Source organism: Streptomyces sp. UC4497 (assembly GCF_054871485.1).
This window is the reverse complement of sequence record NZ_JBTYHB010000006.1, coordinates 161,124-186,450: the sequence shown is the minus strand read 5'-3', so window position 1 is coordinate 186,450 and position 25,327 is coordinate 161,124. Positions and strand designations below refer to the sequence as shown.

Here is a 25,327-nt window from a genome sequence, read left to right as displayed (position 1 = left end):
TACGGCGGCGCGCAGGAAGCGCATGCCGCGCCAGATGCGCGAGCAGCAGATCATCGACGTGGGCGTGCGGGTCTTCGCCAAGCGTGGCTACCACGCGGCGTCCGTGGACGAGATCGCCGAACTCGCCGGGATCTCCAAGCCGATGGTGTATCTGTACCTGGATTCCAAGGAGGGGCTGTTTCTCGCGTGTCTGCGGCGTGAGGCCGAGCGGCTCGTCGCCGCGTTCCAGGAGGCCGCGCGGGGTGCGGGAGCCGCGCCCGAACTGCGGCTGCACGCCGGGCTCTCGGCGTTCTTCGCGTTCGTCGCCGAGCACCGCGACAGCTGGGTCGTGCTGCACCGGCAGGCCTCCGAGCTGAGCGAGGCGATCGCCGCGGCCGTCGCCGACGCGCGGCGCGCGATCATGGCCGAGGTGGCCGGGCTCATCAGGGACGGCATCTCGGACAGCGGCAGGGGCTCCCAACTGGGCGACGAGGACGCCGACTTCGTCGCGCACGCCCTCGTGGGCGCCGCCGACTCGCTCACCGACTGGATGGAGCGCCACCCCGGCCAGTCCCCGGAGGGCATCACGCTGCGCCTGATGAACATGGTGTGGGTGGGGATGCGGGATGTGCTGGACGGCGAGGTCTGGGCGCCGTAGTCCCCGAAGTCGGCGAAGTCGGTGGATTGTCGACGGTGGCCGCGGATTCGTGCGTGACCATTGAATTTTTCTTACGCATGGGTAAGTTGACTCTCCAGTAAGTACGAGTCGGGCAGCCGCGCACACGGGAGCCGTCATGGGCGTACGTAAGGATCTGAAGCGGGCAGGCGCCCGTCGCGACCTGGCCGATCGCGTCAAGGTCGAACTGGTCAGGGGCGAGAACGGGGCCGTGCGCGAGGCGCGCGTCGCGGCGCTCGCCGAGCCGCCGAAGGACGGGTCCACGCCCGCCGACATCCCGTATCGGAACGCCGAGGACGAGCCGAACGCCGTCGTCGTACGGCGCAAGGAGGCGGGGGAGTGGCGGCCGGTCACCGCAGCCGCGTTCGCCCGTGAAGTCACCGCCACCGCCAAGGGGTTGATCGCGGCGGGGCTCGAACCGGGCGGCCGCGTCGCCCTGATGTCGCGCACCCGCTACGAGTGGCAGGTGCTGGACTTCGCGATCTGGGCCGCCGGCGGGCAGACCGTGCCGATCTACGCGACGTCCTCGCCCGGGCAGATCGAGTGGATCGTGCGGGACTCCGGCGCGACGATGCTGATCGTCGAGACGCCGGAGAACGCCGTCGCGGCCGGCGAGGCCGTCGCCGACATACCCGAGGCCGACCGCCCCGGCATCCGGCAACTCGATGCGGGCGCCGTGCTCGAACTCGCCGCCCTGGGTGCCGCCGTGGCCGACGAGGAGGTCGTCAAGCGTCGCGCCGCGCTCACCCCCGACACCATCGCGACCGTCTGCTACACCTCCGGCACCACCGGCAGGCCCAAGGGCTGCGTCCTCACGCACGGCAATCTGTACGCGGAGGCCGCGAACACCGTCGAGCTGCTGCACCCGATCTTCAAGGCGATCACCGGGCAGTCCGCGTCGACGCTGCTGTTCCTGCCGCTCGCGCACATCCTCGGCCGGACGATCCAGGTGGCGTGCATGCTCGCCCGGATCGAGCTCGGGCACTGCCCGAGCATCAAGCCCGACGAGCTGCGGCCCGAACTCCGTTCGTTCCGGCCGACGTTCGTGGTCGGCGTGCCGTACCTCTTCGAGAAGATCCACGACACCGGGCGCGCGACGGCAGAGAAGCTCGGGCGCGGCTCGTCCTTCGACCGCGCCGACCGGATCGCGGTGCGCTACGCCGAGGCGTATCTGGAGCGGTTCCTGAACGGGGCGAAGGGGCCGGGTCCCGGCCTCCGGATCGCCCACGGCCTCTACGACCTGCTCGTCTACCGGCGCGTGCGCAAGGAACTCGGCGGCCGGCTCCGGTACGCGATCAGCGGCGGCTCGCCACTGGACCGCAATCTGAACCTGTTCTTCTACGCCGCCGGGGTCATGATCTACGAGGGCTACGGTCTCACCGAGACCACGGCCGCCGCCACGATCACCCCGCCGCTGCGGCCCCGCCCCGGCACCGTGGGCCTGCCCGTGCCCGGCAGCACCATCCGGATCGCGGACGACGGCGAGGTGCTCATCAAGGGCGGCATCGTCTTCGGCGCCTACTGGAACAACCGGGCCGCGACCGATCAAGTCCTGGACGGGGACGGGTGGTTCGCGACCGGCGACCTAGGAGAGCTGGACGACGACGGCTATCTGAGGATCACCGGGCGCAAGAAGGACATCCTCGTCACCAGCGGCGGCAAGAACGTCTCGCCCGCCGTCCTGGAGGACCGGCTGCGCAGCCGCTCGCCCATCGGCCAGTGCATCGTCGTCGGCGACAACCGCTCCTACATCGGCGCCGTGATCACCCTGGAGCCGGAGTCCGTCGCGCACTGGCTGAGCGTGCGCAAGATGCCCGCCGACACCCCGATGTCCGAGGTGATCCGCGACCCCCGGATCGTCGCGGACGTCCAGAAGGCCGTCGACTACGCCAACGAGGCCGTCTCGCGCGCCGAGTCGATCCGTAGGTTCACGCTGGTGGAGGGCGAGTTCAGCGAGGAGAACGGGCTCCTCACGCCTTCTTTGAAGATCAAGCGGACGGACGTCCTCGCCGCGTACGAGCGCGAGATCGAGGAGCTCTACGGAGACTGAGGCCGCGACCGCGGCGACGTACGGGGAGCCGCGGCTGGAGTGACTCCACACCCTCCCTGAATTCCGGCATTTTCTGCCTATTGCCGCATAACGTGAATGGGGCGAGGTCGTGTTCACGGGATTCGGGAGGGCCGATGGGGCAGCGGGACGAGGTCGTCGAGCGGGCGGGGTGGTCGTTGCCCGGCTGGCTGGGCGCGGCGGCCGGGGTGCTGGCGCTCGCGGGCGCGATGTACGGGTGCCGGCTGCTCGGCTGGATCCCGGACACGGTCACGGACTTCCTCGGGCCGGGCGCCCCGGCGCGGGGTGACGACGCCGTCCGGGCAGCGCGGGGCGCGTACGTCGCGGGCTGCGCGGTGCTCGCCGTACTGGCCTTCGGCGGCCTGACCCGGTGCCGGTCGGGCGACGCGCTGGGGCTGAGCCTCTTCGGCCGCTACCGCGGCACCGTGCGGCGCACCGGCCTTCGCTGGGTCAACCCGTTCGTGCTGCGCCGCCGGATCGACGTACGGCTGCGGCACTGGCGCAGTGAGCCACTGCCCGCGGTCGACGCGGACGGGATGGCGCTGCGCGTCGAGACCCTGGTGGTGTGGCGGGTGCGGGACACCGCGCGGGCCCTGTTCGCCGTGCAGGACCACGACGCGTATCTGCGCGGACAGATCGAGGTGGCGCTCGCCCGGGTCTTCTCGCGGCTGCCGCCCGAGGCCTTCCACGAGTCCGCCCCGACGCTGCGCGACCCCGAGGCCGTCGGCGCCGAACTGGCCCAGGTGCTGTCCGAGGAGTGCGCGGCGATCGGCGTCGAGGTGCTCGCGGTGCGCCCGACGCGCATCGAGTACGCGCCGGAGGTCGCCGACGCCATGCACCGCCGCCGGATCGCGGCGCTCGACGCGCGGCAGCGGGCGGGCGCGCTGACCAGCGTCGTCGACTCGGTGGAGGACACGCTCGAACGGCTTACGGGGCGCGGCCTCGTGGAGCTCGACGAGTACGAACGCAACGCGCTGGTACGGGACTTGACGGTGGCGTTCGCGCGCGGTGACTCGGGGACGTAAACAGTGTGGGGACGTAACAGTGGGGGCTCCGTCGCGGAGCCCCCACGGTGAACTGTCCGATCAGCGTTCGGTGTTGACGTTGTACAGCTTGCGCGACCAGACGTAGCCGACGACGGTGATCGCGGCGCACCAGGCGAGCGAGATCCACCCGTCGTTCCCGATCGCGGAACCGGTGAGCAGCCCGCGCAGCGTCTCGATCATCGGCGTGAACGGCTGGTTCTCGGCGAACCAGCGCAGGCCCGGCGCCATCGACTCGGCCGGCACGAACGCGGAGCCGAGGAACGGCAGGAACTGGATGAGCAGCGGCTTGTTGCTCGCCGACTCGACCGTCTTGGACTTGAGGCCGAGCGCCGCCGCGAGCCAGGTGATCGCGAACGTGATCGCGACGAGCAGCCCCGCGGCGGCCAGCCACTCGACCGGGGTCGCGTCGGGCCGGAAGCCGAGTGCGATGGCCACGGCCACGACCAGCACCAGGCTCACGGTCGTCGTGAGGACGCTGCCGATGACATGGCCCGTCATGAACGACGAGCGCGTGATGTTCATGGTGCGGAAGCGGTTGATGATGCCCTCGGTCATGTCCTGGCAGACCGCGATCGAGGTCGACATGGCCCCGGAGGCGACCCCCATGACCACGATCCCGGGCGTCAGGTACTCCAGATACGCGTCCCGCCCCGCGCCGCCCGACATCGAGTCCCCGAAGGCGAACACGAAGAGCACCAGCATCAGGATCGGCATCATGGACGCGCCGAGCGAGACCATGGGATAGCGCAGGGCGTGCTTGATGTTGCGCCGCGTCATCGTCATCGAGTCGTGCACGGCGTACGTGAGGGTGCTCATCGCAGGGTCTCCTTGACGTGGAGCGGGTTGGCGTCGGTGCCGTCGCCGGTCAGGGCGAGGAACACGTCGTCGAGGTCGGGGGTGTGCACGGAGAAGTCGGCGGCCTGCACGCCGGTGGCGTCCAGCCGGTCGAACAGGGCGCGCAGCGCGGCGAGGTCGCCGTCGCCCGCGATCCGCAGCGCGAGCTCCTGGTCGTCACGGGCCGAACCGGGGAAGGCCTCGGCCGCCCGCTCGTACTCCGCCCAGTCGTTGAACCGCAGCCGTACGTGGCTGCCGGGGATCTGCGCCTTGAGCTCGTCGGCGGTGCCCTCGGCGACGATCCGGCCACCGTCGAGCACGGCGATCCGGTCGGCCAACTGGTCGGCCTCTTCCAGGTATTGCGTGGTCAGGAAGACGGTGACACCGCCGGCGACCAGGTTGCGCACGGTGTCCCACATGGTGCGGCGGCTGCGCGGGTCGAGCCCGGTCGTCGGCTCGTCGAGGAAGATCACCTGCGGGTCGCCGACGAGGGTCATGGCGAGGTCGAGGCGGCGCCGCATGCCGCCGGAGAAGGTGGCGGCGCGGTTGCCTGCGACATCGGCGATGTCGAACCGCTCGAGCAGCTCCTTCGCCCGTTTCCTGCCCTCGCGCTTGCCGAGCCGCAGCAGGTCGGCCATGAGGAGCAGGTTCTCCTCGGCGGTGAGCATGTTGTCGAGCGCGGCGAACTGTCCGGTGACACCGATCGCGGCGCGGACGCCGTCCGGCGATCCGGCGACGTCGTGCCCGGCGACCTGCGCCTGCCCGCCGTCCGCGTCGACGAGCGTGGACAGGATCCGCACGGTCGTCGTCTTCCCGGCCCCGTTCGGCCCGAGCAGGGCGAAGACCGAACCGGCGGGGATGCTCAGGTCGATGCCGTCGAGCACGGTCTTGTCGCCGTAGGACTTGCGCAGTCCGACGGTGGAGACGGCGAGCGGGACCCGTCCGGTCTCGTTGTGGGTGGATGTGGACATGACAGATGAAGGCATGGGGCCCTCCGGTGTGAGGGTGCGGGGTGATGGGTGTCGGCGAAGGTGCCGCCGGTGAAGGCGTTGGTGCCGCTGAAGTGCCGTGGCGCGTAAGGGAGTTGTGTCCGTGCGTCGCTCAGTGCTTGGCGCGGCGGATGTCGATGTTGCCCCACTTGGTGCGGGCGCGGACCTTGACGGAGTCCTCGGACTCCGCGGGCGCCTCGGAGGCGGTGAGGGTGTTGCGGACCTGTCCGTTGTCGGCGTTGGCGTCGAGCCAGGCGGCGGTGCCCTCGCGGATGCCGACCTCGATGGCGCCGTAGCTGGTCTCCAACTGCACGGTGCCGCGGGCGACATCGGCCACCCGCAGGGCGCCGTGGGCGGTGGTGGCGGCGACCGAGGCCTCGGCGCGCCCGATCTCGACGTCGCCGTGGGCGCCACTCACCCGCAGCTCGCCGGTCACGGCGTCGATGATGGTGGTGCCGTGCGAGTTCTTCAGGACGGCGTGGCCGTCGACGAGGCCGACCCGCATGCTGCCGGAGCTGGTGGTGATCTCGGCCATGCCCTCGACCCGGTCCACACGGACCGAACCGTGCGCCGCCTTCAGATGCAGCGGCCCGGTGGTGTCGAGGCGGACGTCGCCGCCCGAGGTCTTCACCCGGACCTTGCCGAGCCGGCCCTCGCCGAGCACCTGGGTCCAGGAGCCGGTCAGTTCGACGGACGAACCGGTGGGCAGCTCGACCGTCACGTGCACGGCGCCGCTGGGGCCGATCATCCGGCGCTCCGTCGTCCTGACGGTGAGGACGCCGCCCGCGTACGTGACCTCCGTCTGCTCGGCGGCCCGTACGTCCTTGCCCCGCTTCGGGTTCGAGGGCTTCACCTCGACGACGGTGTCGGGGCGCTCGCTCGCGGTGAACTGGATGGAACCGGCGCCCACGTGGGCGTTGACCGAAATGGCCTCGGGGGTCTCGTAAGCAGGCATGGCTGTCCCGTCCTCCTGGCTCGTTGGGGCGTCCCCGCTGATGGGACGTGGTGTGCCGTTCTTGGCTGTGGTGCGGGTGGGGCGGGGGCGGCTAGCGCACCCATCCCGTGAAGCTCTGTCCGACGGTGCGGCTCTTCTCTGTCGTACGGGGCCCGGCGCCGCCGTCGACGGCGGCGGACACCGCGCGCACCAGCCACGCGTTGACCGAGAGGCCCTCGCGGCTCGCGGCCTCCTCGGCGCGGGCCTTGAGGTGGGCGGGCAGGCGCAGGTTGACGCGGGCGGTGCCGCCCTCGTCGGTCTCGGGCACGGGCGGTGCGGCGGGGGCCTGAAGGGGCTCGGCGGGTGCTGCCGGGGTGTCGCGCGGTTGCGGTGTCACCACGAACTCGGGGTCGAGCCCCCGCAGCCGTACGTCGACCGAACCGGGCGCCAGGTCGCGGGTGATCTCGTCCATGGCGGCGGAGAGCACGTTGAGCATCGTGAGCCGGGTCGCCGACTCCAGTGGAGCGGTGAGCCGCTCGGCCAGCTCGCGTGCTTCGTCCCCACCGGCTTCGGCGGCCACCGCGAGCTCGCGGTGCAGGGTGTCGACGTAGGGCGTGAGGTCCATGACGTCATAGTGGCACCACTATGGCGCCACGCGCAAGTCCTTTGGCTCAGGGTGGCGCCATGTGGCATCACGTGGCGCCACGGTGTGCCACGCGGTGCCAGCGTCTGGACCGTGGGCGGGCCGCCTGTGAGGTGCGTGTGGATCAAGTGACTGCCGCGTGTGAACTACGTGCATGCTGAACCGTTTTCGGCTGGGGTGCGTAGCCAACCAGTGACACGTTTATGCCGCACCTCTGAGGAAATTCATGACGCGCAGATGGGCGCTTATCAGCACGATCGCCGTATTGACCGCCGCGTTGGTCTTCGTCGGCGTCCAACTGGTGCGCGGCCAGGGCTCCGGAAGCGAGAAGGCAGAGGCGAAGCCGGCCGCGTCGTCCAGTCCGAGCGGCGACGCCGAATCGCTGGACGGCCTCGGATGGTGGCCGCTGCACCGGTCCGGCACCGCGAAGGTCGGTGAGCACGACGCCGTGTTCGGCGACGGTGTGGCGTGGACCGAAGGCCCCGAGGGCGGCGCCCTTCAGCTGAACGGCACCAGCGGATACGCCGACACCAACACCCGCCTCGACACCGCGGGCAAGGACTACTCGGTCGCCGCGCGCGTTCGCCTCACCGAGCAGAACCTGAAGGGCATGCACACGGCGCTGTCCCAGGAAGGCGAAAAGAACAGCGCGTTCTTCCTCCAGTACTCCGGCCAGGACCAGAACTTCGCCTTCAGTTTCCCCGGCGCCCGTACCGTCGCGGAGTCGTCGGAGGAGCCCAAGCCCGACCGCTGGTACCACCTGACCGGCACGTACAGTCAGAAGGACCACCGGATGCGGATCTATGTGGACGGCAAGCTCGCTGGAACCAGGGTTGCTTCCAGCGGCGTCAAGCCCACGGGCAGCGTGATGATCGGCCGCGGCAAGTTCGGCGGAAAGGCCACCGACTACTGGAGCGGTGACATCGCCGACGTGCATGTCTACGACCGCGAGTTGACGTCCCGTGAGGTGAGCACGCTCTCCTCTCACGAACCGGGCTGACCGGCGCCGTCGCGCCGAACGTCACCGCCGCCGCGGGCCGCCGCGCGCCACACGGGCGCACGGCGGCCCGCGCGATGCCTGTCGGATTTCCCCGCACCCGGCGGAACCCGTCTTCCCCCACAGACGATCCGGAGAGGAAAGGCCCTTGTCGGCCAGCGCTTCGCCCGAAGACCGGATACCCGGCCCCCATGCCGCGGACCTCCAGCCCGACGAGTTCCTCAGAGCGCTCTACGAATTCCACGGAACCGCGCTCCTGCAATTCGCCGCGCGGCGACTGGAGGGCGACTGGCACCGCGCCGAGGACATCCTTCAGGAAGTCGCCATACGCGCCTGGCGGCATGCCGCGGAACTCGATCCGACCGCGGACTCGGCGCGGCCCTGGCTGTTCACCGCGCTGCGCAACCTCGTCATCGACGGCCACCGGGCCCGCCAGGCAAGACCGCCGGAGACCGGCGATCCCGAACTCGCCCACCTGCCGGTGTCCGACAACGTGGACCACATCCTCACCACCCAGGTCCTCGTCGAGGCGCTGGGCGACCTGCGGCCGTCCCAGCGCGAGGTCCTGCTGCACGTCCACTACCTCGGACGCACCGTCAACCAGACGGCCAAGGTGCTCGGCGTGCCACCCGGCACCGTCAAGTCCCGCACGTACTACGCCGCGCGCGCCATGCGCGAGGCGCTGAACAGGCGCGGGCTGTACGCGCACGGCGCGGTGGACAGCGAGGCGGCGTGACACTCAGACGGCCAGCCGTCCCGCATGGCCGGTGATCTTCAGGCCGAGCGGACCGGTGTCGAGCGAACCGTCCGCGCCGATGCGCCAGCGCCACCCCGTGGGCGCCTCGCCCAGCACGAGGAGGGCGTCCCCGCGGCGCAGGCCGGAGAACACCTCCTCCCGGCGCGGGAGTTGAGTGGCGTCCACGACGAACAGGTGGGGCACCTCGCCCTGCACGGCGATCCGGCTGCTGCCCTCGATCAGCCGGAACACCTGCGTGACGTCGGCCGACCCGGCAGCCGGCACACCGGCGTTCGCCGACGCCGCACTGGCGAAGGCCTCCTCCAGGCTGGCCGCGCTGTGCAGCCGCGAGCTGCGCGTCTCGTCGCCGGTGAGGAGCCGGCCGTCGGCCAGCGAGCCCACCAGCGTGACCTGGGCGAGCGCCCCCACGGGACCGGCGAGCGCCTCCAGGACGAGGGCCCGCACCATGCGGTGCATCTCGTCGTCCGGGCCCGTCACCGAGATGGGGCCCGCCGCGCGGGAGAGGTCGACGAGCACCCGGTCGGGGCCGTCGAGGCCCACCGTCACCGTCAGCGCGTACGGCAGGGCCGGCTCGCCGTCGGGGCCCGGCCGGTGCAGATCGTCGGGCGAGATCGTCCAGCGCTCGCCGTCCTCCTCGGCCGTCCACGGCGCGGGCGCGTCCTGCTGGGCGCCGGCGAGCAGCAGCCCGAGCCGCCGCTCCGAGTACACGACGGCGTACAGATCGGGCAGCGACCGGCCGGAGCGCAGGCATTCGCCCGTCAGCCGGCGCAGGCCCGCGTCGACCACGTCGAGGGCGGCGCGGCTCGTGACGGCGGCCGAGGCCTTAACGGGCTTCGGCGGTCTGCCCCGCAACTCCGTGACGATCAGCATCGTCACCGCCGCGATCAGCGCAAGACCCAGCACCGCGGCCAGGACGTACCAGATCATCCACTGACTCCTTGTCACAAAACGGGATCGGCACGGTCGCTGCGCCGTGCACCCGATGGCCACTACGGGTCCTGTCGGCGGATGGTTCACCTGCGATGTCCGTGAACCATCCGCAGACCGGCCCCGTAGTCACGTCAGTGGTACGGGAGCCGTCGACCGCGGCTGCCCAGGCCCTCATTCACCCTGGCTGGAGGACGTTTTCGTGTCGTTGATGTTGACCGTGGTCGAGGCGGGTGGTGACGCGTTCGACGTCCACCTCGACGCCGACCCCGACACGCCCATGAGCGCTGTCGCGGAGGCGCTGGCCGGGGCGGGAGGCGTCCACCGGCCCCCGGAGGGCCTCGGCCTGTACGCCGACGATCGGCTGCTCCCCGGGGACCTGCGGCTGCGGGACGCGCCGTTGCAGCACGCCTCCATCGTGGGCCTCGGCCGCCCGGCCGGCACCGCGGCCACCGAACCGGACGGCCTGGTGGAGGTCCGTGCGGTCGGCGGTCCCGGAGCGGGCGCCGTGCACCGGATCGACATGGGCGAGTACCGGATCGGCCTCGGCCGCGACGGCTCCGCCCAGGTGCTGCGCGCCGTCCCCGACCGCCCCTCCGCCGTGCTCACGGTCGGCCCCGGCGGACGCTGCCGGATCGCGCCCGACGCCTCCGTGCCGGGCGACGGCACCCTCCAGCTGGACCGCGTGGAGGTCACCGAGGCGGTGGCCTGGCCGGTCGGCGCCCAACTCCTCGTCGGCGGCACCCTGTTGGAGCTCGCGCTCCCGCAGAAGCCGGACGCCGCCGTGCAGCCCTCCGAGGACGGCACCGGCTGGGACTACAACCGGCCGCCGCGGCTGCACCCCGCCGAGCGCGCCACCCGCTTCACCCTCCCGTCGCCGCCCGCCCCGCTCGCCGCCCGGCCGCTCCCGTGGATCACGGCCGCGGCCCCGATCGTGATGGCGGTCGTGGGCGCGCTGGCCTTCAACCGCATGTCGATGCTGCTGTTCGGGCTGCTGTCCCCGGTCGTGATCGTCGGCAACTATGTGATGAGCCGCCGCACCGGCAAGCAGTCGCACTCCGAGAGCGTCGCCGAGTTCGAGGAGAAGAAGGCGCGCATCGAGGGCGACGCGAACGAGGCCCTGACCGCCGAACGCACCGCCCGGCGCCGCGGCTTCCCCGACCCGGCCGAGGTCGTCCTCACCGCCGTGGGCCCCCGGCGCCGCCTCTGGGAGCGCCGCGCCACCGACGCCGACTTCCTCGAACTGCGCGTCGGCACCGCCGACATGGACTCCGACGTGGTGCTCCACGACCCGACGAAGGACGAGCACCGCCGCCAGGACCCGTGGACCGCCTACGACGTCCCCGTGACGGTGCCGCTGCGCGAGCACCACGTCCTCGGCATCGCGGGCCAGGGTCCCGGCGCGCGCTCCGTGGCCCGCTGGGCCATCGCCCAGGCCGCCGTCCTGCACAGCCCGCGCGATCTCCAGATCCACCTGCTGACCACCGGCGAACAGGGCCGCGACGGCTGGTCCTGGCTGCGCTGGCTGCCGCACGTCCGCAAGAAGTCGGGCGACACCCCGGCCAGCATCGGCTACGGCACCGAGAGCTGCGCCCTGCGCGTCGCCGAACTCACCGCGCTGATCGCCGAACGCGCCACCGCGACCGCGGCCGAACGGCGCGGCAAGCCCGCGGGACCCGACGTGCTCGTCGTCCTGGACGGCGCCCGCAGGCTGCGCTCGCTGCCCGGCGTGACGCAGATCCTGCGCGAGGGCCCGGCCGTCGGCGTCCGCGCGGTCTGCCTCGACGCCGAGGAGCGGCTGCTGCCCGAGGAGTGCCTCGCCGTCGTCGCCGAGGAGCCCGGCGGCACCATCCGGGTGGGCCGCTCCGGCCGCGGCACCGTCACCGGCGTCCGGCCCGACCTGGTCTCCGCCGACTACTGCCGCTCGCTGGCCCGTGCGATGGGCCCGCTGCGCGACCCGGGCGGCGGCGACGAGGAGGCCGCCGTGCTGCCCGCCTCCGCGCGGCTGCTCGACGTCCTTGCCCTCGACCCGCCGCAGGCCTCCGGCATCCGGGGGCGCTGGCTCGCCGGGGGCCGCTCGACCCGCGCGGCGGTCGGCGTCTCCCTCGACGGCCCGTTCCACCTGGACCTGAAGCGCGACGGCCCGCACGGCCTCGTCGCGGGCACCACGGGTTCCGGCAAGTCCGAACTCCTCCAGACCATCGTCGCCTCCCTCGCCGTGGCCAACCGCCCCGACGCGATGACCTTCGTACTGGTCGACTACAAGGGAGGCTCCGCGTTCAAGGACTGCGTCGACCTGCCGCACACCGTCGGCATGGTCACCGACCTCGACGCGCACCTCGTGGAGCGCGCCCTGGTGTCCCTGACCGCCGAACTCACCCGCCGCGAGCACATCCTCGCCGCGGCGGGCGCCAAGGACATCGAGGACTACGTCGACCTCTTGGAGCGCGAGCCCGGGTCGGGCCGCGATCCGATGCCCCGACTCCTCATCGTCATCGACGAGTTCGCCTCGATGGTCCGCGACCTGCCCGACTTCGTGAAGGGCCTGGTCAACATCGCCCAGCGGGGCCGTTCGCTGGGCATCCACCTGATCCTCGCGACACAGCGCCCGAGCGGCGTCGTCTCCTCCGAGATCCGCGCCAACACCAACCTGCGCATCGCCCTGCGCGTGACGGACTCCGGCGAGAGCCAGGACGTCATCAACTCCGGTGAAGCGGCCGGGATTTCGCAGAGCAACCCGGGCCGCGCGTACGTCCGCCTCGGCCAGAACTCCCTTGTCCCGTTCCAGTCCGGACGCGTCGGAGGCCGTCGCCCCGGCGCCACCGCGAGCACCCTGCCCGCCCCCTGGGCGGTAGCGGTCGGCTGGGAACACCTCGGCGAGCCGCTCCCGGCGCGCCCCCGCGCCGCCGCCGCGCCCGCCGAGGTCGAGACCGACCTCACCGGCCTCGTCACGGCGATCCGCGAGGCCGACCGGGAGATGGGCATCCCCCGGCAGCACAGCCCCTGGCTCCCGCCGCTGCCCGAGGCCCTCGTCACCCGCGACCTCCCGGCCCCCGCGCCCACGGGATACGACCTCCAGCCGGTTGCCTACGGCGTCGTGGACCTGCCCGCGCAACAGGCCCGGCAGCCCCTGGTGATCGACCCGGCGACCCTCGGCCACCTGCACATCGTCGGCTCGCCCCGCCAGGGCAGGTCGCAGACGCTGCGCACCATCGCCGGCGCCATGGCGCTCGCCCACTCCGCCGACAAGCTGCACATGTACGGCATCGACTGCGGCAACGGCGCGCTGCTGCCCATCGAGGGCCTGCCGCACTGCGGCGCCATCACCCAGCGCACCCAGCCCGACCGCGTCGCCCGGCTGCTGGCCCGCCTCACCAAGGAGCTGACCCGCCGCCAGGAGATGCTCGCCGCACGCGGCAGTGCCGACCTCCCGGAGCTCCGCCGCGCCCTGCCGGAGGCCGAACGCCCGCCGCACATCGTCCTCTTCATCGACCGCTGGGAGGTCTTCGACAAGCAGCTCGGCGAGTACGACTCGGGCAACCTCCTCAACTCGGTGATGACCCTGCTCAGGGACGGCGCGAGCGTCGGCATCCACCTGCTGATGACCGGCGACCGTGCGCTGTTCTCCAGCCGCGTCAACGGCTCCACCGAGGACAAGCTCGTCCTCAAGCTGAACGAGAAGTCCGAGTACGGCCAGATCGGCATCACCCAGCGCAACGTCCCGGACGAGATCCCGCCGGGCCGCGCCTTCCGCGCCGCCGACAAGGCGGAGGTCCAGATCGCCCTCCTCACGGACAACCCGGAGGGCCAGGCGCAGGCGGGCGCACTCCACCAGATCGCCGAACACTGCCGCACGCAGTCGGCGGGGCTCCCTTCTACTACACGGCCATTCCGTGTCGACACTCTCCCGGACCGGCTCACCTGGGAACAGGCGATCCAGTACGTGCCGCGCCCGCTGCCGTCGCCGCGGTGGGCCATGTCCGGTGTCGGCGGCGACGAACTCGCCGCGGTAGGGCCCGACTTCTCCGTCACGCCGACGTTCATGGTCTCCGGCCCCGCCCGCTCGGGACGCAGCACGGTCCTGTCGACGCTGGCGATGTCGCTGCTCTCCGTCGGCGCGCCCATCGTCATCGGCGCGCCCTCCAGGTCACCGCTGCGCCGGCTCGCCGGCCGGCCCGGCGTCCTCGCGGTCTACGAGGAGTCCGACATCGACCCGACGGCGCTCGAGCAGGTACTGGCATCGGCATCGAAGGGCGCCGTGGTGATCCTTGACGACGCCGACCTGCTGCTGAAGACGAGGGCCGAGCCCGTCCTCACCCAGATCGCCAAGTCCGGCGCGGAGAACGGCCGCGGCCTGGTCATCGCGGGCCAGACCGACCGCCTCTCCTCCGGCTTCTCCGGCTGGCACACGGAGGCCCGCCGCAACCGCTGCGGCCTGCTCCTGAAGCCGCAGAACATGAGCGACGGCGACCTGATCGGCGTCAAGATCCCCCGCAGCCGCCTGAACGCGCCCACCGCGGGGCGGGCGATCCTGCATCTGGGGGACGGGGTGTTGCGGACGGTGCAGGTGCCGGAGACGGTGTTGCCGGCGGCCGAGGGCTGATCATTCCCGTACAGCACAGTGGGCTCCCGCCGATGGTTCGGCGGGAGCCCACTGTGCTGTACGGACGGCGTTTGTTCGCTACGGCGCGACGCGCCAGCGTTGCACGTCGTCCTCGTTCACGGTGATCCACGTTCCGTCCCCGAGGGCCTTCGGGTCCGGGCCGTCCGGGAACGGGTACCGAATCCGGTGGCGAGCGGTCAGGTCCGCGGCGTCGAGCAGGAAATGCTCGGTTTCCTCGGACCACCATTCCTCGCCGACGGCGACAATGACGCGGGAGGCGTCGACAAATCCGGAGTCACCCGTGATGTACGCCTCCTGCCCGCCCCTCAAGTCCTCCGGTGTCACCTCGGATTCGATGGGCGAAGACCCCTCCGGTACGACACTTCGCACGCACAGCCGGCTGCCGCCGACATCCTGCACCAGAACTCTGTCGTCCTGTCCGGCTGTCACCCGCTCCTCGCCCGACGCGAGTTCCGTGAGACGCAGCCGGCCGTCCACGATGTCCGCCTTCCAGGAGTACGCGCTGTCCTGGCCCTGAGCTGCGGACAGGAAGAACGTCGAAGACTGCGGAAAGGGGGCGTCCAGGGTGTAGGAGCCGGAGAACGAGGGGAGCGGCGCTTCGTCGATCACGTTGCCGTTTTCCGATGCGAGGAGAACGCACCGGTCGCCCGGATACTCCCCTGTGCTGTCGGGGGTCCCGGGCACGACCGCGAGCACGTGGAGCCCGTCGGGGGTCTCCGCACAGGCCCCGCTCCCGATGGCGTCGTCACCCCAGGAGAAGTGCCTGAACGTCCATTCCACCGCTCCACTACGGGAGTGGTACGACACCGAGTCCTGCCGGGACGCCGCGACACCACTCCTGGTCGGTGTCACGTAGTGGCACTCGTCGAGCTCGTCCAGGGGTACGGAGAAGGCGTCGTCGGAAAAGAGCGGTGGCTGGGTGGCCGAACGTACCGTCCTGACGGCCACCAGCTCCTCGGAGCGCGTCACCAGCCGCAACGTGCCGTCCCGGAACTGACGTCCGTCGAGTTCCGCCCAGGCCTCCGCGATTCCTTCGACGGTCTCCTCGCCGACGAGTTGAGGGGTGATGTCTTCGGGCATGGGTGCTTCCCGTTCCTCGGTCAACCTGGAAATTGAAAATGCCGGATCTTGGTTCCGGCGTCCCGGGAGTGTATGGGCCCCGCCACCCTGCCCCCGAAGGACCTGATGAGAGGTTCGCAGATGTCCGCGCACACGCTGCGGCTCGCCGCACCGTGCGTGGGCACCCGCCCCACCCTGTCGAGGAATGCCAGAAGGTTCTCCTCCGCATGGGCGGCCAGCAGTCTCGGAGGCATGTACTGGTCGTTGGGCAGGAACTTGGCCCCTCGGGCAGTGACGAGGCGGCGCTGTGCGGGGGTCAGTTTTGCCTTGCTCGTGCCGCTCACCCAGACATCACCGGTCCGGTCACGGACCGCGGCGACCGTCTGGCCTGCCCGGCCCCGCCTGCCCAGCACCCTGTTCACCTCGCGCGCGAGCCTCTCCAGGTCGTTGCAGGGTGCGAGTCCGAGGGCGTCGAACCACGTCTGGGGGTTGTGCGGGTAGGTGCGGGGGTTGGGGGCCGGTTCGAGTCCGAGGGGGTCCGGAGTCGTGTAGCGGGCGGTCTCGGGGTCGTAGTGCCGGTAGAAGTTGTAGTGCAGGCCGGTCTCGGGATCCTCGTACTGCCCCGGGAAACGCAGCGGTGTGTGGGCGATCGCGTCCCGGTTGCGGGTGGTGACGCCCCACAGAGTGGCCCGGGAGTGCCAGGCGATGTCGCCCTGCTCGTCGACGAGTTCGGTGGGGGTACCGACGAGGTCGGTGACGATGGCGAAGAACCGGGAGTCGAACTCGTCCTGGCTCCGCGGCTTGCGCTCCAACTGCGTGAGCGGCCGGTGGCCGTCGTGGTCCCACGTGAGGATGACGCCGGTGGCGGTGTCCGTCTGCTCGGCGAGGCTGGTGCCGTCCCAGGTGAAGTACACCGCCTCGGCCACCGAACCGTCTTCCGCCATGCGGTACTTGGCGGTGCGGCGGCCCATCGGGTCGTACGTGTACTGCCAGCGGGTGCCGTCGGGGGTGACACAGGAGACGAGGTGGTCCTCGGCGTCCCATTCGTAGCGCCAAGTGCCGGGCTTCTTCGACAGGCGGCGCTTCTGGCGCAGCACCATGCGGCCCGCGTCGTCGTACTCGTACCGGACACCCCCGGCGGAGAGCAGACGTGTGTCGGCGTAGGCCCGGGAGCCCCGGGCCTCGGTGCGGGGCGCCTCGTCGGGCCAGGTGGCCTCGGTCTGGTTGCCGGCCCGGTCGTAGGCGTAGGACTCGGTCCAGCCCTCGGCGGTGACCGACAACGGGCGCCCTGCCCGGTCCAGTTCCATCCGCCGGCTCGTCCCCGTCGCCCCGTCGGTGATGGAGGTGACGTAATCGTCCGCCCGGTACGCGTAGCTGCGGGCCCGTGTGCCCCCGCTCCGGGCGGTCAGCCCCTGCGCGACGGGGCGGCCGGCCATGTCCCAGCTCGTGGTCATGGCGACCGGGGAGGCGATCGTCCCCAGAGCGCGGACGAGTTCATGGCCGAGGAGGTCGTGGCCGAACTCCATCCGGTGACCGTCGGAGGTCAGGGAGTCGCGGTTGCCGGCCTCGTCGTAGGTGAGTTCGGTGTACGCGCCGGTGGGCGTGGTACGGGAGGTGCGGCGGCCCATGAGGTCGTACGTGTAACGGGTGGTGCGCCCGTCGACCGTTTCCGCCAGCAGGTTCCCCGTGAGGTCCCGCTCGAGGGTGAGCGTCGAGGTGGGGGACACCGCGCGGACCAGGGCGCCCGAGGTGTCATACGTGTAGTCGGTCAGTGTCCCGGCCGCGTCCTTGGCCGTCAGCTGGCTGAGCTCGTTGTACGTATAGGCGACCTCCTGGCCGAGCGGATTCGTCCGGGAGGTGACTCGGCCCAACGCGTCGTGGGCGTAACGGATTTCGCGGCCGTCGAAGTCGGCTTCCTTGATGAGGTTGCCGGCGGCGTCATAGGTGTAGTCCCACTCGAGACCCTGCGGGTTGGTGACCCGGGTGAGGCGGAGCTCGCCGTCGTAGGCGAAGGTGCACCGGGCGCCGTCGGGTTCGGTGCGTGCCGCGAGCGTGTCGAAGTGGGTGTACTCGAAGCGCGTGGTGCCGCCCGCGGCGTCGGTGTGTGTGCGGCAGTTGCCTTCGCCGTCCCAGGTGAGGCGCTCGGTGCGGCCGTCGGGATTCGTGCGCTCCGCCACGTGACCCTCGACCGTCCACACCGTGCGGGTGATCGCGCCCAGCGGGTCGGTGAGGACGGTGGGCCGCCCGAACGCGTCGCGTTCGATCACGGCGGTCCCACCGGAGGCATCGGTGACGGAGAGGGGCAGTCCTGCGCCGTCGTTGTCGTAGGTGGCCGCCGCTCCCGCCGCGTCGACCGCGCTCGCGATGGCCCCCACACGGTCGTGGACGTAGCGAATGGCGGCCCCGTCCGGGGCGGTCATGACGGTGGGATTGCCCCGCTCGTCGTACTCGCAGTGCCACGTCGTCCCGTCGTGCCCTGTCGAGGAGACGGGGAGATTCAACTCGTTGTACGCCGCCGTGGACCTGCTGCCGCCCGGGAGTTCGACGACCGTGGGGTTGTGGGCCGCGTCGTACTCGTAGCGGGTGGTGTTGCCGAGCGGGTCGGTTCGGGCGAGGAGGTTGTCGTAGCGGTCCCACTCGGAGGTGGTGGTGTTGCCCAAGGGGTCGGTCTCGGCGACGACTTGGTAGAGGTCGTTGAGCTGGTAGATCGTCGTGGCGCCGCAGGCGTCGGTGTAGTGCGTGCGGAGCTGGTCGGGATCGTAGGACCAGCGTGAGGACAGATACCCGTCGGGGCCGATGGTCTCGGTGACGCGGTGGGCATCGTCGTAGACGTACCGGAACACGGAGTTGTTCCGGTCGGTCCAAGAGGTGATGCGGGAGTCGTCGTCGTAGCCGAACACCAGCGCCTGGCGACTGGAGTTGACGATGTGGGTGAGGTTGCCGTCGGCGTCGTGCTCGTAGGTCATGACCTCGACGGGGCCCTCGGGTGTGGCGACCGAGAGACCGGTGATGAGACCCGCGATGCACTGGACGTCGACGCGGTAGCCGCCGGAGTGGAGGAGTTCGGTGGGGGTGCCGTCTTCCAGGCGGGCGACGGTGACGCTGTTGCCGTTGCGGTCGTGCCAATGGGTGAGCCAGTAAAGGCCGTTCTCGTCGTCGGGGTGATCGGCGAAGGTCTGGACGAGGCCCGTGTGGGGGTCCGAGACGCGGTACGTGACCCGGCCCGTGGCGTCGTCCGTCCCCGCGCAGGCCAGCGGCAGGCGGTCGCCTTCCTCGGGCCACACCGGACCGTCGGACTCGGAGGTGGGGAGGCTCGCATAGTTGAGGATCGACCCGTCCTCGCGGGTCCACCACACCTGCCCCCGGTCGTCGATCTCCAGGCGCTCGTCGAGGGTGGAGGCCCAGGACGGTCCGAAGAACTGGCCGCAGCGGTAGGTCGAGACATACGTACGGGTGACCGCCAGCGGCAGCACGCCGGGCAGCGTCAGATCGGTCTGCTGCATGACCATCTCGCCGCTGGCCACGTCGACGGGGTCGCCCGCGCACTTGCGACTGCCCAGGCCCTTGCCCACACCACGAGCGTCGCTCGCCTTGGCCGTGCCGGGCTTGACGCCCTTGAGGGCCGAGCCCAGTCCCTTGATCCCCTTGAGCAGCGCACCGCCGCCCGCGACCAGGCCCACGACACCGAGGATGATCTCGCCGATGTCCCAGTCACCGGTCTCGGCCATGATCGAGATATTGATGCCCAGCGATGCGGCGCCGGCCACGACGGCGCCGATCGTCAGCGCGATGCCCAGCCCTTGCAGGCCGGGTATCAGCAGCGCGAGCACGCCCAGTACGGCGCTGATGATGGCGAGGGCCTTGCTGAACGCCTTCTTGATCTTGTCCCAGAGGCTGTAGCCCTCGACGGACTCGTCGCGCGCGTCATCCAACTTCTGCGCGGCTACGGAGGCATCCTCCTCACGCACCTGCCGCGCATCCTCGGCGAGCATGCGGGCCGCGTCGAGGTCGGCTTGTGCGTCGTCGGCCTGCGCCTGCGCACCGGACTGCTTGCTGTGGGCCTCGTCGAGGGCGCGCCGGGTGCTGGCCCGCGCTTCCTTGTCGTCCGGCGGATGCTTGGCCCCGTCCAGATGACTGATGTCGGCGGTGACCGCACGCACCACGTCGGTGGCCGAATCGAGCCGCTCCTTGGCCTCCCGCCCCTTCTCCAGGGCATTGTCGGCATTGCGCTGCTGATCCCGCAGCGAATGCACATACGTATCCAGCGCGCTCGCGGCCTGGTCGTACGAACTGTGCAGCTTGCGCACCTGGTTGGCCAGGTCGCCCAGCTTCTCGCGGAGCTTGTCCATTGTCTTGCCCTCGCCGGTCTGGTTGTTCTCCAGACCGGATACGAGAGGCAGGGCATCACCCGCGTTGTCGGCGACGGAACGGTACTGGCGGGCCAGGTCTCCGAGCATGTCCGCATCGCCGGGGGTCGGGTCGTCCGAGAACCCGAAGACGTCTTCCCAATCGGACACCGCAGGGCGCGCCATGGACGGCACCTCACTTTCCCGTCAGTCACAGTCCCCGAGATCCGCGCCGACCGCCGGGGCTGCTCCACGACGGGCCCGGGCTCGGGCTCCTACACGATTTCGGTCATGCCCCGTAGGCCGTGCCCGGCCAGGGCGCCTTCTGGAACAGGCTCGACTCCTCCGGCGAGCCGCAGCCTCACCCGGTGGACGACGTGCTCGCAGAGCTGTACCGCGTGGCGATGCACGGCTGGCCGGGCCGGCCCGGCCGAAGTGCCCGCCGGTGAGGCGGACATGCACTTGGCCGGGCCGCCGGGTGAGGGCTTCTCAACCGGCGATCTCTTCCGGCTTCACTCCTCTGACCAGGGCGTCGATCGCCTCGGGCCACGGGCCGAAGCGAGCGACCCAGTCCGCGACCAGATAGAGGACACCCTGTTCGTCCATGCCGAGGAAGAACCGTCCATGGTCGAGCTCGCCGATTGGGAACAGCTGGATCCCCAGCTCCTCCCCCCACTCGGAGAACCGGTCCTCTTCGCCCTGGCACAGCGAGGGATCGATCTCGAATGGTTCTCGCGCACAGTTGATACCGGGCCCAGAAATCTCGAAGCTCAGTCCACCGAAGCGGGCGAGGAAGTCGCGGACGGGCTCGTGGACGGCGATCCCCTGTTCCTCGAAGGGCGCGGTCCACGGCCCGGGGTCCACCCGCCGATCCCTCGACCAACCGAACGAGACGAGGGTGTCGGCCACCTCCGGCGACGGCGAGAACTCCTCCACTATTGCGCCCCTCCTCGGGTGATGAAGTCGATTCCGTAGTGGTTGACCAGATTCTGGCAACTGGCGCAGGGGTCCGCCGGGAGACCGTGCTTGGGGTGCGTCGTCTCACCACGAATGATCAATGCGGCCCCCATCGATCCGTTCGGGTCGTGCCCCTTGTTGAGTGCCTGGGTCAAGGTCTCGGGAAGCCCGCACTGTCCGTGCCCCCTTCCGCGCGCTGTCTCCGGAACATCGTTCAGCACCCGTTGGACGTCCGGGTGAAGCTCACGAGCGGCACCTCGATTACTCGTCGCCGTGAAGATGTTCCCGTCCCGGGTCCTGATCCCCTCGGCCATGATGGGCCGCGCCTTGGAGGGCCTGATCACCGAGGCCGCGTCGGCCTCCTGCCTGACGGCCTGTGTCAGGTCGTCGCAGGGAGCGAGTCCGAGCGGGTCGATCCTGGCGACGGGTGAGTCGACGTAGGCGACCGGGTTGGGCGCCGGGTCGAGCCCGAGGGGGTCAGGACTGGTGTAGCGGGCGGTTTCGGGGTCGTAGTGGCGGAAGTAGTTGTAGTACAGCCCCGTTTCGGGGTCGGCGTACTGGCCGGGGAAGCGCAGCGGGGTGTAGGCGGTGGCGTCGCGGTTCCAGGTGGTGGTGCCCCAGACCGTCGACCGCGTGTGCCAGGCGATCCGGCCCTGCTCGTCGACCAGTTCCGTCGGGGCGCCGACGAGGTCGGTGACCATCGCGAAGAAGCGTGAGTCGACCTCGTCCTGGGGCAGGGACGCACCGTCGGCGGTCGTCAGACGCCGCTCGTACTGCGTCAGCGGGCGGTCCCCCTCGTGATCCCAGGTGAGTGTGACGCCATTGCGGGAGGAGGACTCCTCCGCCAGCCGCGTGCCGTCCCAGGCGAAGTGGACCGCCTCGACCGGCGTTCCGTCCTCGCCCATGCGGTACTTGGCGGTACGGCGGCCCATCGGATCGTAGGTGTAGGTCCAGCGGACGCCGTCGGGGCCGGTGGAGGCGGTCAGCCGGCCTTCGGTGTTCCACTCGTAGCGCCAGGTGTCCGGCTTCTTCGACAGCCGCGTCTTCTGACGCAACGTCATGCGGCCCGCCGCGTCGTACTCGTAGCGCACGTTGCCCGCCGACAGGACCTTCGTCCCCTGGTAGCTGCGCTCTCCGCGGGACCCCCTGTCGTCGGCCCGGCCGGGCCATTCGGCAGCGGTCTGGTTGCCGGCCGCGTCGTAGGCGTAGGACTCCGTCCAGCCGTCCGCGGTGACGGAGAGCGGACGGCCCACCGGGTCCAGCTCCAGACGGCGCTGCTGGCCGGTGACCTCCTCGGTCAGGGAGGTCAGGTAGCTGTCGGGGCGGTAGCCGTAGGAGCGGGCGCGGCGCAGTTCGTGCCCTGAGGTCAGGGACTGGCGGGTGAGGCGGCCGAGGCCGTCCCGGGTGGAGGAGAGGCGGACGTCGGCGCCGAAGAGACGTTCGGTCTCCCGGCCCAGCGCGTCGTGTTCGAAGGTCAGTTCATGACCGCCGGTGGACACACCAGTGCGGTTGCCTGCGACGTCGTAGGTGTAGGAGGAGACGGCGCCGGTGGGCGTGGTGCGGGAGATGCGCCGTCCGGCCTGGTCGTGGCCGTAGCGCATGGTGCGGCCGTCGACGGTCTCCGACTCCAGCCGGCCGCTCGCGTCGTAGGACAACTCCAGCACGGACTGCGGGTTCTCGGCGCGGATCAGGCGCCCGGCCTCGTCGTGGGTGTAGCGGGTGACCGCACCGGCGGCGTCCTTCTCCGTGACCCGGCCCAGCAGGTCCCACTCGAAGGTGATCTCCTCACCCAGCGGCGTGGTGTGCGACGTCAGCCGGCCGGCGTCGTCGTACGCGTAGCTGATGGTGCGGTCGTCGAAGTCCGACTCGCCCGTGACCCGGCCGGCACTGTCGTAGAAGTAGTTCCAGAGCAGGTTCTGCGGGTTGGTGACGCTGGTCAGGCGCAGTTCGGTGTCGTAGCCGAAGGTGAGTGTCTCTCCGTCCGGGGTGGTGCGCGCGGCCAGCAGGTCGAAGTGGGTGTAGCGCATGGCGGTGGTGCCGCCGGCGGGGTCGGTGTGGGACAGGCAGTTGCCCTCCCCGTCCCAGCGCCACTCCTCCACGCTGCCGTCCATCGCCACACGGCGCGAGAGCAGACCCTCGACCGTCCACTCCATTCGCGTCTCGCCGCCCAGAGCATCGGTGACCGCGACCGGGCGGCCGAAGGCGTCCCGCGCGCACCTCGTCGCCGCACCCAGCGGACCGGTGATGCCGACGGGCAGTCCCGCATCGTCGGTGTCGATACGCGTCTGCGTGCCGTCCGCCTCGGTGACGGTGGCGACGGCGCCCGTCGAGGCATGGGTGAAGCGGGTGACCGACCCGTCCGGGCCGGTGACCGAGGTGCGGTTGCCCCGGGAGTCGAACTCCTGCCGCCACACCGCACCGTCCGGCAGTACGACCTCGGTGGCTTGGTGCCGAGCGTCGAAGGCGGCCTCGGTGCGGCGGCCGTCGGGATGCTCGACTGCCGTGAGGTCCCCGCCGTGGCTCCACTCGTAGCGGGTGGTACGCCCCAGCGGATCGGTCCGCGACAGGAGGTTGTCGTAGCGGTCCCACTCGGAGTGGGTGGTGTGCCCCAACGGGTCGGTCTCGGCGACGACCTGATGCAGATCGTTGAGCTGATAAGTGGTGGTGGCACCGGTGGAGTCGGTGAAGTGGGTGCGCTGCGCGGCCGGGTCGTAGGACCACTGCGAGGACAGGTTCCCGTCGGGGCCGATGGTCTCGGTGACGCGGTGGTGCTCGTCGTGGACGTACCGGTACGTGGAGTTGTTCCGGTCGGTCCAGGAGGTGATGCGGGAGTGCTCGTCGTATCCGAACACCAGCGCCTTGCCGGAGGAGTTGACGATGTGGCTGAGGTTGCCGTCCGCGTCGCGCTGATAGGACATCACCTCCACCGGGCCCTCGGGCGTGACCACGGAGGCGTCCAGCAGCAGTCCGGCGACGCAGTTCAGCTCCACGTGGTAGCCGCCGGAGTGCACCATCGCCGTTGGGGAGCCGTCCGCCTCCCGCTCGATCCGTACCTCGTTGTCGTTGCGGTCGTGCCGGCGGACCAGCCAGTGCACGCGGGTCTCGTCGTCGGCGCTGTCCGTGGCGCGGTCCGCGAAGTGGTGGACGACGCCGGCGCGCGACTCGCGGACGACGTAGGCGACCTCGCCCTCGGCCGTCTCCCCGGCGGCCAGCGGCAGGCGGGGGCCTTCGTCGGGCCACACCAGGTCGTCCACCGAGCCGGCCTCGGGGAGCCGCGGGTAGGTCAGGATCGACCCGTCCTCCCGCGCCCACCACACCCGGCCCCGGCCGTCGACCTCGAGGCGCTCGTCCAGTGTGGAGGCCCAGGAGGGGCCGAAGAACTGCCCGTAGCGGTAGGTCGACAGATATGTCCTGGAGAGCGCCAGCGGCAGTTCGCCCGGGAGTTCCAGGTCGGTCTGCGTCAGCAGCATCTCGCCGGTGGCCACGTCGACCGGGTCGCCCGCGCACTTCTTGGCGATTCCCTCCCGGCTGACGGAACGGGTGGCGCCGGACCCGATGTTCTTCATCGCGCCGGGCTTGAGGCCCTTGAGCGCCGAGCCGACGCTTCCGAGCCCCTTGAAGAGCGCACCGCCGCCCGCGACGAGTCCGACGACGCCGAGCACGATCTCGCCGATGTTCCAGTCGCCGGTCTCGGCCATGATCGACATATTGATGCCCAGTGACGCCGCACCGGTCAGGACGGCGCCGATGGTGAGCGCGATGCCCAGCCCTTGCAGGCCGGGTATCAGCAGCGCGAGCACGCCCAGTACGGCGCTGATGATGCCAAGGGCCTTGCTGAACGCCTTCTTGATCTTGTCCCAGAGGCTGTACCCCTCGACGGACTCGCCCCGGGCGTCGTCCAGCTTCTGCGCGGCTAGGGAGGCATCCTCCTCACGCACCTGCCGCGCGTCCTCGGCGAGCATCCGGGCCGCGTCCAGATCGGCCTGCGCGTCGTCGGCCTGCGCCTGTGCGGAGGACTGCTTGCTGTGCGCCTCGTCGAGAGCACGCCGGGTGCTGGCCCGCGCCTCTTTGTCGTCCGGCGGGTGCTGCTGGCCGTCGAGGTGGCTGATGTCGGCGGTGAGCGCACTCACCACGTCGGTGGCCGAATCGAGCCGCGCCTTGGCCTCGCGCCCCTTCTCCAGCGCGTTGTCGGCATTCCGCTGCTGATCACGCAGCGAGTGCACATACGTATCGAGGGCGCCGGCCGCCTGATCGTAGGAGTCGTGCAACTTGCGCACCTGCTCGGCCAGGTCGCCCAGCTTCTCGCGGAGCTTGTCCATCGTCTTGCCCTCGCCGGTCTGGTTGTTCTCCAGACCGGAAACGAGAGGCAGGGCATCGCCCGCGTTGTCGGCGACGGAACGGTACTGGCGAGCTAGATCGCCGAGCATGTCCGCATCGCCCGGGGTCGGGTCGTCCGAGAACCCGAAGACGTCTTCCCAATCGGACACCGCA

At 70.8% G+C, this 25,327-nt stretch carries 15 protein-coding genes; 6 read left to right on the top strand and 9 right to left on the bottom strand.

The features are described 5' to 3' along the window. Positions 1 to 22: 22 nt before the first annotated feature. The 3 genes from ACYSUO_RS11265 (at position 23) to ACYSUO_RS11255 (ending at position 3,748) form a co-directional block, all read left to right on the top strand. Positions 23 to 637 carry a TetR/AcrR family transcriptional regulator gene (locus ACYSUO_RS11265; protein WP_461776024.1) on the top strand — a complete coding sequence of 205 codons (615 nt, stop codon included), beginning with the start codon at positions 23 to 25 and terminating at the stop codon, positions 635 to 637. Positions 638 to 773: 136 nt separating this feature from the next. Then, the gene (locus tag ACYSUO_RS11260) at positions 774 to 2,705 is read left to right on the top strand and encodes an AMP-dependent synthetase/ligase (RefSeq protein ID WP_461775917.1); all 1,932 of its coding nucleotides are present in this window, start codon (positions 774 to 776) and stop codon (positions 2,703 to 2,705) included. A 134-nt stretch (positions 2,706 to 2,839) separates the two neighbouring features. After that, entirely contained in the window at positions 2,840 to 3,748 is a 909-nt protein-coding gene (locus tag ACYSUO_RS11255; protein ID WP_461775916.1) for an SPFH domain-containing protein, read from the top strand. A 60-nt stretch (positions 3,749 to 3,808) separates the two neighbouring features. On the opposite strand, the gene ACYSUO_RS11250 is transcribed toward ACYSUO_RS11255, so the two are convergent. The 4 genes from ACYSUO_RS11250 to ACYSUO_RS11235 form a co-directional block, all read right to left on the bottom strand. Continuing rightward, positions 3,809 to 4,585, bottom strand: coding sequence for an ABC transporter permease (locus tag ACYSUO_RS11250; protein ID WP_461775915.1), 777 nt, complete (start codon positions 4,583 to 4,585; stop codon positions 3,809 to 3,811). Next, positions 4,582 to 5,574 carry an ATP-binding cassette domain-containing protein gene (locus tag ACYSUO_RS11245; protein ID WP_461776023.1) on the bottom strand — a complete coding sequence of 331 codons (993 nt, stop codon included), beginning with the start codon at positions 5,572 to 5,574 and terminating at the stop codon, positions 4,582 to 4,584. Before ACYSUO_RS11245 ends, ACYSUO_RS11250 begins: the two co-directional genes overlap by 4 nt. 130 nt (positions 5,575 to 5,704) lie before the next feature. Continuing rightward, entirely contained in the window at positions 5,705 to 6,547 is an 843-nt protein-coding gene (locus ACYSUO_RS11240) for a DUF4097 family beta strand repeat-containing protein (protein WP_461775914.1), read from the bottom strand. A gap of 91 nt (positions 6,548 to 6,638) precedes the next feature. Then, positions 6,639 to 7,151, bottom strand: coding sequence for a toxin-antitoxin system HicB family antitoxin (locus tag ACYSUO_RS11235; protein WP_461775913.1), 513 nt, complete (start codon positions 7,149 to 7,151; stop codon positions 6,639 to 6,641). A gap of 244 nt (positions 7,152 to 7,395) precedes the next feature. On the opposite strand from ACYSUO_RS11235, the gene ACYSUO_RS11230 reads away from it, so the two are divergent. Then, the gene (locus ACYSUO_RS11230; RefSeq protein WP_461775912.1) at positions 7,396 to 8,169 is read left to right on the top strand and encodes a LamG domain-containing protein; all 774 of its coding nucleotides are present in this window, start codon (positions 7,396 to 7,398) and stop codon (positions 8,167 to 8,169) included. Positions 8,170 to 8,314: 145 nt separating this feature from the next. Beyond that, on the top strand, positions 8,315 to 8,902 hold the full coding sequence (locus ACYSUO_RS11225; protein ID WP_327663280.1) for a sigma-70 family RNA polymerase sigma factor: 588 nt from the start codon (positions 8,315 to 8,317) through the stop codon (positions 8,900 to 8,902). A 3-nt stretch (positions 8,903 to 8,905) separates the two neighbouring features. Here the strand turns inward: ACYSUO_RS11225 and ACYSUO_RS11220 are convergent, their stop codons facing one another. After that, on the bottom strand, positions 8,906 to 9,850 hold the full coding sequence (locus ACYSUO_RS11220; protein WP_461775911.1) for a hypothetical protein: 945 nt from the start codon (positions 9,848 to 9,850) through the stop codon (positions 8,906 to 8,908). 211 nt (positions 9,851 to 10,061) lie between these two features. Between ACYSUO_RS11220 and ACYSUO_RS11215 the strand changes: the two genes are divergently transcribed. Continuing rightward, complete coding sequence (locus tag ACYSUO_RS11215) at positions 10,062 to 14,453, top strand: FtsK/SpoIIIE domain-containing protein (protein ID WP_461776022.1); 4,392 nt, start codon at positions 10,062 to 10,064, stop codon at positions 14,451 to 14,453. Between the two features lie 78 nt (positions 14,454 to 14,531). Here the strand turns inward: ACYSUO_RS11215 and ACYSUO_RS11210 are convergent, their stop codons facing one another. From ACYSUO_RS11210 to ACYSUO_RS11195, 4 genes are all read right to left on the bottom strand, one after another. Further along, on the bottom strand, positions 14,532 to 15,554 hold the full coding sequence (locus tag ACYSUO_RS11210; protein ID WP_461775910.1) for a hypothetical protein: 1,023 nt from the start codon (positions 15,552 to 15,554) through the stop codon (positions 14,532 to 14,534). Positions 15,555 to 15,574: 20 nt separating this feature from the next. Further along, on the bottom strand, positions 15,575 to 20,065 hold the full coding sequence (locus ACYSUO_RS11205) for a DUF6531 domain-containing protein (RefSeq protein WP_461775909.1): 4,491 nt from the start codon (positions 20,063 to 20,065) through the stop codon (positions 15,575 to 15,577). Between the two features lie 303 nt (positions 20,066 to 20,368). Then, positions 20,369 to 20,815: an SUKH-3 domain-containing protein gene (locus ACYSUO_RS11200; RefSeq protein ID WP_461775908.1), complete on the bottom strand. Its 447-nt coding sequence runs from the start codon at positions 20,813 to 20,815 to the stop codon at positions 20,369 to 20,371. Further along, positions 20,815 to 25,323, bottom strand: coding sequence for a DUF6531 domain-containing protein (locus ACYSUO_RS11195; protein WP_461775907.1), 4,509 nt, complete (start codon positions 25,321 to 25,323; stop codon positions 20,815 to 20,817). Before ACYSUO_RS11195 ends, ACYSUO_RS11200 begins: the two co-directional genes overlap by 1 nt. Positions 25,324 to 25,327: the final 4 nt, after the last annotated feature.